The organism is Pannonibacter sp. Q-1, assembly GCF_054073275.1.
Map to the genome: position 1 here is coordinate 1 of NZ_JBSXNB010000022.1, position 1,416 is coordinate 1,416.

The window sequence follows — 1,416 nt, forward strand, 5'->3', positions numbered from 1 at the left end:
ACTGTTGGGTTGGACGGCCCCTACGGCATCGATGTGCCAGAATGAGGTTGTTAGCGATCTCAAACGATGGAGCCGTCCATGAGTGATATTATTCGAATTGGTATGGATACGTCCAAGACCGTTTTTCAGCTGCATGGGGTGGATGTTAGCGAGCAGCCTGTGTTGCGCAAGAAGCTTCGCCGCCGCCAGGTTCTGGACTTTTTTGCCGTTTTGCCTCCTGCGCAGGTGGGGCTTGAGGCGTGCGGGTCCTCGCATCACTGGGCGCGTGAGTTACGGAAGTTGGGGCATGAGGTTGCGCTGATCCCGCCACAATACGTGAAGCCCTATGTGCAGCGGAGCAAATCGGACGCAGCTGACGCGGAAGCGATCTGTGAGGCGATGAGCCGTCCGAAGCTGGCCAAGAGCTTCGTTGCTGTCAAGAGCGCTGAGCAGCAGGCGGAGCAGATGCTGGCGAAGCTGCGCACGCAGTTTCTTGGCCGGCGCACGCAGCTTTCCAACTCGATCCGCGGGTTTGCAGCGGAGTTTGGTTTGGTTGCCCCAAAGGGTCTGTTCCAGATCAACCGGCTTGTTAATCAGATCCGTGCGGACGAGACACTGCCGGAGTTGGCCCTGGATATGTTCGAAACGCTGTTGCGTGATTACACAAGGGTCGACGAGGAAATCGCAGGTCTCAATGCAAAGCTGCAAGAGCTGCATCGCAACAGCGAAGTCAGCCAGCGGCTGGCCGGTATCCCGGGCATTGGTCCGGTCGGCGCGACCCTGCTGGCGATCAAGGTGAGCGATGCGCACGCCTTCAGATCAGGGCGCGACTTCTCCGCCTGGCTCGGCCTGACCCCGAAAAACCATTCCACGGCGGGCAAGAACCGGCTCGGTGTGATCACCCGCGCCGGAGATGAAATGCTGCGTGCCACACTGGTTGCCGGAGCAAGTGCGGTCCTGCTGCAAGTGCGGCGGGGACGAATGAAAACCCTCTGGCCCTGGCTGGACAAGCTGTGTGCGCACAAGCCCCATAAGCTGGCTGCCGTCGCGCTGGCCAACAAGCTGGCGCGCATCGCCTGGAAGCTGATGGTCAGCGGCGAGACTTATCGCCCACTGTCTGTGCGGCACGAACCGGCAAGCGTGTGAGCACATACAAAACACCGCCCCGGCCCTGAACAAGCCAGCGCGGCAGAGGAACTTGCAAGGGAAGATGAGAAGGTGTGTTCGGTCGATCCGAGGCAGATGGGAAATACCGTGGGATCCAGTGGCGGCTTCAAAGCCGGTATCGCTGTACTGTTTGGAACCTGTCTGCTGCGGAACCCATCTTGGCCAGCGGTCTCACGGATCGCAAAATAGGCCGTACATATGACCGCAAGCGATCCGGAGCACCTGCGAACTTAAACCTTGCGACCACGGGGCCGTCCACATATGGATCCC

1 protein-coding gene is annotated in these 1,416 nt (G+C 59.7%); it reads left to right on the forward strand.

Going from position 1 to position 1,416, the window contains the following annotated elements; all coding sequences use genetic code 11:
• The first annotated feature begins 78 nt into the window (after positions 1-78).
• Positions 79-1,125, forward strand: a complete 1,047-nt coding sequence (locus ACVNHC_RS24460) for an IS110 family RNA-guided transposase (RefSeq protein ID WP_058900765.1) — start codon at positions 79-81, stop codon at positions 1,123-1,125.
• The last annotated feature ends 291 nt before the right edge of the window (positions 1,126-1,416 follow it).

Excerpts from the sequence above, each read along its gene's own strand:
- ACVNHC_RS24460 (WP_058900765.1), top strand. The coding sequence starts at position 79 with ATGAGTGATATTATTCGAATTGGTATGGATACGTCCAAGACCGTTTTT.